General features: G+C 73.5%; 5 protein-coding genes. 3 read left to right on the top strand and 2 right to left on the bottom strand.

Annotated features, from left to right (window positions below; translation table 11 throughout):
• The 3 genes from ACFWRT_RS34630 to ACFWRT_RS34620 form a co-directional block, all read left to right on the top strand.
• A partial coding sequence (locus ACFWRT_RS34630; protein ID WP_380954548.1) for a sulfate adenylyltransferase subunit 1 occupies positions 1-1,233 on the top strand: 1,233 nt, incomplete at its 5' end.
• A gap of 3 nt (positions 1,234-1,236) precedes the next feature.
• Positions 1,237-2,661: an FAD/NAD(P)-binding protein gene (locus ACFWRT_RS34625; RefSeq protein WP_380954546.1), complete on the top strand. Its 1,425-nt coding sequence runs from the start codon at positions 1,237-1,239 to the stop codon at positions 2,659-2,661.
• 88 nt (positions 2,662-2,749) lie between these two features.
• The gene (locus tag ACFWRT_RS34620; RefSeq protein WP_380954544.1) at positions 2,750-4,474 is read left to right on the top strand and encodes a hypothetical protein; all 1,725 of its coding nucleotides are present in this window, start codon (positions 2,750-2,752) and stop codon (positions 4,472-4,474) included.
• A 1-nt stretch (position 4,475) separates the two neighbouring features.
• Here ACFWRT_RS34620 and ACFWRT_RS34615 read toward each other — a convergent pair whose 3' ends face one another.
• Entirely contained in the window at positions 4,476-6,281 is a 1,806-nt protein-coding gene (locus tag ACFWRT_RS34615) for a serine/threonine-protein kinase (protein WP_380954542.1), read from the bottom strand.
• A gap of 89 nt (positions 6,282-6,370) precedes the next feature.
• Positions 6,371-7,489, bottom strand: coding sequence for a non-homologous end joining protein Ku (ku, locus tag ACFWRT_RS34610; protein WP_380954541.1), 1,119 nt, complete (start codon positions 7,487-7,489; stop codon positions 6,371-6,373).
• Positions 7,490-7,526: the final 37 nt, after the last annotated feature.

Here is a 7,526-nt window from a genome sequence, read left to right as displayed (position 1 = left end):
GCCACGGCCGGTTCGGTCGACGACGGCAAGTCCACCCTGGTGGGCCGTCTGCTGCACGACTCCAAGTCGATCCTCACCGACCAACTGGAGGCCGTGGAACAGGCCTCGCTCAGCCGCGGCCAGGAAGCCCCCGACCTGGCACTGCTCACCGACGGACTGCGCGCCGAGCGCGAACAGGGCATCACCATCGATGTCGCCTACCGCTACTTCGCCACCACCCGGCGGCGGTTCATCCTCGCCGACACCCCGGGCCACGTGCAGTACACCCGGAACATGGTCACCGGCGCCTCCACCGCCGAACTCGCCGTGGTCCTGGTCGACGCCCGCAACGGGGTCGTCGAACAGACCCGCCGCCACGCCGCCGTCGCCGCACTCCTGCGCGTCCCGCACGTCGTCCTCGCCGTCAACAAGATGGACCTCGTCGACTACGCGGAGCCCGTATTCGCCGCCATAGCCGAGGAGTTCACCGCATACGCCGCCTCCCTCGGCGTCCCCGAGATCACCGCCATCCCCATCTCCGCCCTGGCCGGGGACAACGTGGTGGAGCCGTCGGCACACATGGACTGGTACGGCGGCCCCACCGTCCTGGAGCACCTCGAAACCGTCGCCGTGGACCACCCCCCGGCCGACGGCCCCGCCAGGGTCCCGGTGCAGTACGTGATCCGCCCGCAGACCGCCGAGCACCCCGACTACCGGGGGTACGCCGGTCAGATCGCCGCCGGGGTCCTCCGCGTCGGCGACCCGGTGACCGTGCTGCCGTCCGGCCGCACCAGCACCGTGGCGGCGATCGATCTGCTCGGCCGGAGCGTGGACACCGCCTGGGCGCCGCAGTCGGTGACCGTGGGGCTCTCCGACGGTGTCGACGTCTCCCGCGGCGACCTGATCGCACCGACCGCGTCGGCGCCCGCGCTCACCCGGACGGTGCGGGGGCTCGTGTGCCATGTGGCCGACACCCCGCTCGTACCCGGGCAGCGGGTCCTGCTGAAGCACACCACCCGTACGGTCAAGGCGGTGATCGAGGACATCCCGTCCCGGCTCACCCTGGACGACCTCTCCCAGCACCCGGCGCCCGGACAGTTGGTCGCCAACGACATCGGCCGCGTCGTCGTCCGCACCGCCGAACCCCTCGCGCTCGACGCCTACGCCGACTGCCGCCGTACCGGATCGTTCCTGCTGATCGACCCCCACGACGGGACCACCCTGGCCGCCGGCATGGCAGAGGGCGGCGGTTGAGCCATGGCCGGGGCACCATACCGTGTCGTGGTCGTCGGGGCGGGTGCGAGCGGAACGCTGGCCACCGCCCGGCTGGTGGAGGCCGCCGCCCGCACCGGGCGGCGGATCACGGTCGACCTGGTCGACCCCGCGCAGGAGACGGGGCACGGCCTCGCCTACGCCACACCGGACCTCCGGCACCTCCTGAACGTCCCCGCCGGACGGATGAGCGCGCTGCCGCACGACGGGGACGACTTCGTCCGGTGGCTCTCCGCCCGGGAGGGCCACCGGATCGGCGCGGACGCGTACGTCCCCCGGGCGCACTACGGCGCGTATCTGGCTGACGGACTGGCCCGCAGCAGGGCCGCGAGCGGGCCGTACGCCCGCGTGCGCCGCCGCCGCGAACGGGTCGTGGCCGCCGAGAGCAACCCTGCGACGGGCGTGGGCATCCGCGTCCACCTGCACGGTGGCGGGAGCCTGGACGCGGACGCGGTGGTCCTGGCCCTGGGCAACCAGCCTCCCGGTACGGCGTGGGCCCCCGCCGCGCTGCGCGCCTCACCCCGCTTCGTCGCCGACCCCTGGCAGCCGGGGGCGCTCGCGGCCGTTCCCGCCGACCGTGACGTCCTGCTGGTCGGAACGGGCCTGACCATGTGCGACGTCGCCAGGACCCTGGCCGCACCGGGCCGTACGCTGCACGCCGTGTCCCGGCAGGGACGGCTGCCGCAGGCCCACACTCCCTCGCCGAGCCCTCCGGCGGTCCACCGGCCGGGCCCGCCGACGGGGCCGCCGACCGGGCTGCCTACCGGGCCGCACGACCTCGCCCGGCTGAAGCGCGAGGTGCTCCGCCGGGTCGCGCTGCACCGGCGCCACGACGGTGACTGGCGCCCCGCCGTCGACGGGCTGCGCCCCCACACCGCCCGGCTGTGGCAGCAGCTCTCCCCCGCCGACCGGGAACGCTTCCTCACCGGGGAGCTGCGGGAGTGGGAGGTCCACCGGCACCGGCTGCCACCGGTCACCCACCAGGCCCTGGAAGCCGCCCGGGAGGCCGGGACCCTGACCGTCCGGGCGGCCGAGGTGAACGGGGCGCGGATCAGCGGTGACGGTGAACTGCTGCAGGTACGGCTGTCCGACGGCCGGTCGACGGCGGTCGGAGCCGTCGTCAACTGCACCGGCGCGGACGATCGCGTACGGGACTGGGCCGATCCGCTGGTCCGCTCCCTGCTCGACGGCGGGCTCGCGGTGCCCGGGCCGCACGGCCTCGGTTTCGACACGGCGGCGGACGGCGGGCTGATCCCGTCCGCCGACCGCGCCGCCGCACCCGTGTGGACGCTGGGCAGGCTGCGGCGCGGAAACCTGTGGGAGACCACCGCCATCCCCGAGATCCGGGTACAGGCGGCCGAGCTCGCCGCCAGCCTGCTCGGTGGCGCTCCGGTGCGGCTTCCCGCCTGAGGCGGGTCGCGGCCCGGAGCGGGATTGAAGCGGGGTGGATCCGGGCAGATTGGTGGCGACTTGCGACGTTCGACGGTGGGGGGCCGTTATGGAGTCCGGTGATCAGTACGGGCAGGCGGGCGGGAGAGCAGACCTTTCCGGGCCGGGATCCGGAGCGGGATCCGGGCCGGGATCCGGAGCGGGATCCGGACCTGGAGGCGCCGGTTCTGGTCAGCCGCCGGCTGGCGGGCCGCCTGGGTTCGGTCCGCCTCCGCCGCCCTCCGAGCCGCCCACCGTCGGGCCGCCGCCTCCCGGCGCGGGGCTGCGGGCCGTCGCCGCCGGGCTGCTCAACCTGACCGGGCTGGGGCTCGGTTACGCGCTGCTGGGGCGGTGGGGGCGGGCCGTCGGGTGCTGGGTCGCCACCGGTGTGCTGTTGTTCGTGGCGCTGCCCGCCGATCCGGACGGGGTGCCCGCTCAGGTGCTCGCCGTCTATCTGCTCCTGCTCGTCCTCGCCGCCGCCGACGGGGCCCGGATCGCGCTGCGTTCGGCGCTCGGTGGGTCCTGGCGGCCGGTGGTGGCCGTCGGGCTCGGTGTGGCGCTGCTGGCCGTTCCGGTCGGCGGGACCGTGGCGTACGGGGCCGCGCGGGACGAGGCGCGGGAGGAGATGCTGCTCGACCGGCTGGAGCGCGGGGACCGGAAGGTGGCGGCCTCGGCCGCGCAGCCGTTCGGGACGGTGAAGGGTGAGTACGAGGCGGCGCTCGGCGTCTATCGCGCGCTCGACCGGGACCATCCCGACTCCCGGGCGGCGAAGCTCGTGCCGGACCGGCTGAAGGACTTCTACGACGCCGTCTCCTCCCCGTACACCGGGAAGCAGCACTGCGATGCCGTCGAGCCGCTGACCTATCTGCGGACCCTGCCGGGGTCGGTCGGCAAGGAGTTGCTGGGCGACCTCGCCGGACGGCCCGACACGCCGCTCGCCGAATCGCTGTACCGGTGCGGTGTCTCGCGGCTGGGCGGGGTGGCCGCCGGGGGTTCGGCGGAGTTCGGTGAGCTGTTGCGTACGTTCCCCGGGTCCGCGTCCGCGCGGCAGGTGGCCCCGGCCATCGGCGGGCGGATCGACGGGCGGGTCACGGAGGTGAAGGGCGGCGATCCGTGTGCGGCCACCGAGGCGCTGCGCGGGCTGCGCTCGACCGTCTCCGCTCTGCCCGCCGAGAGCGTTCCGGGACTGAGCGCCAAGGCGGGCAAGGGGATCCAGGACGGGGTGTACGCCTGCGGGGTGGACCAGTTCGAGGAGAAGGAGTTCGGCGACGCCCGCACGACGCTGGCCGGGTTCGCCCGTTCCTACAAGGGCGACGGTCGGGCGGCGCAGGCCCGGAAGATCGCCATCGCCGCGGAGATAGCCGACGACCGGGCGGCGGCCGGGAAGCGGCTGCCGCCGTCGAAGGCACCCGGCGGACCCCGGATGGAGCTCGTCATCAGCAATGACGCGCCCAACGCCGTCGAGGTCCTCTACACCGGGCCCGTCACCGGCACCGTCACGCTGAAGCCCTGCGGGGACTGCAGGCGTTACAGCGCGTCGGCCGGTCCCGCGCTCGCCTGCAAGGCCAGTGGCCGGAGCTACCCCAAGGCCCGGCTCCAACTGCCCGCGGGCGAGTACCACTTCCTCTACAAGCACGGTACGGGCGCCACGTCCCGGGTGGACAGTTACGCGGCAGGGTCGAAGGTCCAGTCCGGGTACACGTACACGAGCTGCACCTATGTCATCGAGCGCAGCCCTCTGGGGCTCGATCTGCCTACCCTGCCCGACCTCGTCGAGCCGACGTCGGCTCGGTAGCTCAGCCCTTCTCGCGCGGGTTCTTCTCGATGACCCGGCCGTCCAGGTGAGCGGTGAGGAAGGCGCCGCCGTACTTGTCGGACACGTAGACGCGCAGCACCGGGCGGTCGCCGTGGAAGGGCGACGACGGGTCCACGATCACGTAACTGCTCTCCGGCTCCGGGATGTTGAGGCTCGTCCTGGCGGTCCGCAGCAGGGCGGGCAGGGCGTCCCAGTCGACGGCGTCCAGGTCGAGCGCCTTGTCCCCGGACATGAGGGTGCCGCCCATGTCGTCGTTCTTCGCCTGGCCGTCCCGGTAGCTGAACCGGTCGTAGAGGCGGGAGTTGGACTTCAGCGGCGCCTGGGCGGAGGCGTGCTCCCCGTAGAGGGTGAAGTCGGTGACCCTCGTCCCGCCCATCAGCGGCTTCAGCGCGGCGATGGCCTGCCGTGCCCCTTGCGGGGTGAGCAGGTCGGTGGGGGCCTCCGCCCCGTCGTCGCCGTCGCCCGACCCGGACTCCTCGCCGTCCGCGACCGGTTGGCCGGCGGCGGTGGGCGGGGTGGCGCTCCGGTCGTTCGCCGGGGCGCTCGCCGTGGTGTCGGGGCGGTTGCTCCCGTTCGCGCTGTCGTCGCCGCTCCCTGCTCCTCGGAGGAACGACGGGTCGATCATCCAGAAGACGCCTGCCAGCACGGCCGCCGAGACGACGGTCGCGGCCGTGCTGATGATCCGGGTGCGGCGCAGGAGGCGGTGTCTGCGCTCCCCGTCGCCGCCCGGGACCGTCGGGACCGTGGCCGGGGGCGGAGGCGTTGACCGGGGCGTTGACTGGGCGGCGTACGGGTTGTTCGGGTACGGGGTGTGCGGTGCGTCCACCGGGGTGGGGAAGGCCGACGGGTGGCCGAAGCCGGTCGGTGGGTGCGGCGGCTGCGGCTGCGGCTGCGGCTGGGGCTGCGGCGATCCGTACGCGCTTCTGGGGTCCGGGGCCGGCTGGGGGCGGGCCGCCGCCTCCGCCAGCATCCGGTCCAGGGTGGCGGCGTCCGGGCGGGCCGGGATGTCCCGGGTCAGGAGCGCCGTCAGTACGGGGGTGAGCGCCCCGGCCCGTACCGGCGGGGGCACCTCCTCGTCGAGTACGGCGGCCAGGGTGGCGAGCGTGGTGGCCTTGCGCAGCGGGTGGTGGCCCTCGACGGCGACGTACAGCATCATGCCGAGCGACCAGAGGTCCGAGGACGGGTCGCCCTCGGTGCCCCGGATGCGCTCGGGGGCTATGTAGTCGGGCGAGCCGATCAGGGCGCCCGTCATCGTGAGGCTCGTCGACTCGCGGATCGCGGCGATGCCGAAGTCCGTGAGGACCGGGCGGCCGTCGGTGCGCAGCAGGACGTTGGCGGGCTTGACGTCGCGGTGCTGGATGCCGGAGGCGTGGGCGGCGTCGAGGGCGGAGAGGATGCCGCGGCCGAGTCCGGCGGCCTCGGCGGGGTCCATGGGCCCTTCGGCCAGCCGGTCGTGGAGGGAGGAGCCGGCCACCAGCTCCATCACGATCCAGGGGTAGCCGTCCTCGCCCGGGTCGACGATGTGGTGGACGGTGACCACGTTGGGGTGGTCGAGGCGGGCCAGGGCGCGGGCCTCGCGCAGCACCCGGGCGCGCAGGGTGCGGGCGCCCTCGGGGTCGTACTCCGCGAGCGCCGGGTCCGGGGGCCGGACCTCCTTGAGGGCGACGTCACGGTGGAGCGCCTCGTCATGGGCCCGCCACACCATGCCCATGCCGCCGCTGCCGAGCCGCTCCACCAGGGTGAAGCGGCCGTCGATCACCCGTCCCGAGGGGGCCTCTGCGCTCATGCGCCGTAGCGTACGGGTGCGGTACGACAGGGGGGAGCCGGGGCCGGACATCGGTACGAGGATCGATGCGGGGCCGGTACGCGGCGGGGTCAGGCCGAGGCGCGTTTGCGGGGCGCGGCCGTCTTCTTCTTCGTGGTGCTCCGGCCGGTCGTCGACGTCTGCTTCTTCGCCGAGTTCGCCGAGTTCCCCGAGTTCCCCGATGACGAGCCCTTGGACGAAGAGGCGGAAGACGCCGAAGAGGTCGACTTGGCCGCTGTCTTCTTCTGTGTCGTCTTCCTGGCCGTGGAGGCCGTCGACTTCTTCCCGCCCGTGGACTTGGGCGTGGACTTCTGCGGCGCGGACTTCCGGGGTGCCGCCTTCTTCTTGATGGGGTGGACGTCCGCCATGTCCCCCTCGCCCTCGGCCGCCTCCCCCTCCACCTCGTCCTCGCCCCGGGACTTCTTCGCCGCGCGGACACTGCTCTCCAGGGCCGCGATCAGGTCGATGACCTTGCCGCCGCCGCCGTCCTTCGGCTCCGACGGCGCCACCGCCTCCCCGGAGGCCTTCGCCGCGATCAGCTCCTCCACCGCCTCCCGGTAGTCGTCGTGGAGGCTGTCCATGTCGACCTCGCCGAGGGTGTCCATCAGCGCGTCCGCGAGGTCGAGTTCGGCGTCGCGGACCGTCACGTCGCTGTCCGGGGCGACCCCCTCGGGGGCCCGGATCTCGTCGGGCCAGAGCAGGCCGTGCATCGCGATCACGTCGTCGACGACCCGGAGCATCCCCAGCCGTTCGCGGCCGCGCAGGGCGTACTTGGCGACGGCGACCTTGTTGCTGCGCTTGAGCGCCTCGCGCAGCAGGGTGTACGGCTTGGCGGCCGGGACCCCGTTGGCGGAGAGGTAGTACGCCGCGTCCATCTGGAGCGGGTCGATCTCGTCGGCGGGCACGAAGGCGACGATCTCGATGGTCTTGGCCGTGGGCAGCGGGAGCTGGGCGAGATCCTCGTCGGTGATCGGGATCATCGTGCCGTCGGCGTCCTCGTAGGCCTTGCCGATCTCGCCGCCCGACACCTCCTCCTCGTCCAGCTCACAGACCTTGCGGTACCGGATCCGGCCACCGTCTGCGAGGTGGATCTGCCGGAAGTGGATCGAGTGGCTCTCGGTGGCGTTGACGAGCTTGATCGGGATGCTGACCAGCCCGAAGGAGATCGCGCCGTTCCATATGGACCTCACCGTTCACCCCTTTTGGCAGTCAAGAGAGCTTGAGAAG

This window comes from Streptomyces cyaneofuscatus (assembly GCF_042718795.1).
GTDB classification, from domain to species: Bacteria; Actinomycetota; Actinomycetes; order Streptomycetales; family Streptomycetaceae; genus Streptomyces; species Streptomyces cyaneofuscatus_A.
The sequence above is the reverse complement of the archived record's forward strand: the minus strand, read 5'-3'. Positions and strand labels throughout refer to the sequence as shown.

Excerpts from the sequence above, each read along its gene's own strand:
- ACFWRT_RS34625 (WP_380954546.1), top strand. The coding sequence starts at position 1,237 with ATGGCCGGGGCACCATACCGTGTCGTGGTCGTCGGGGCGGGTGCGAGC.
- ACFWRT_RS34615 (WP_380954542.1), bottom strand. The coding sequence starts at position 6,281 with ATGAGCGCAGAGGCCCCCTCGGGACGGGTGATCGACGGCCGCTTCACC.
- ACFWRT_RS34620 (WP_380954544.1), top strand. The coding sequence starts at position 2,750 with ATGGAGTCCGGTGATCAGTACGGGCAGGCGGGCGGGAGAGCAGACCTT.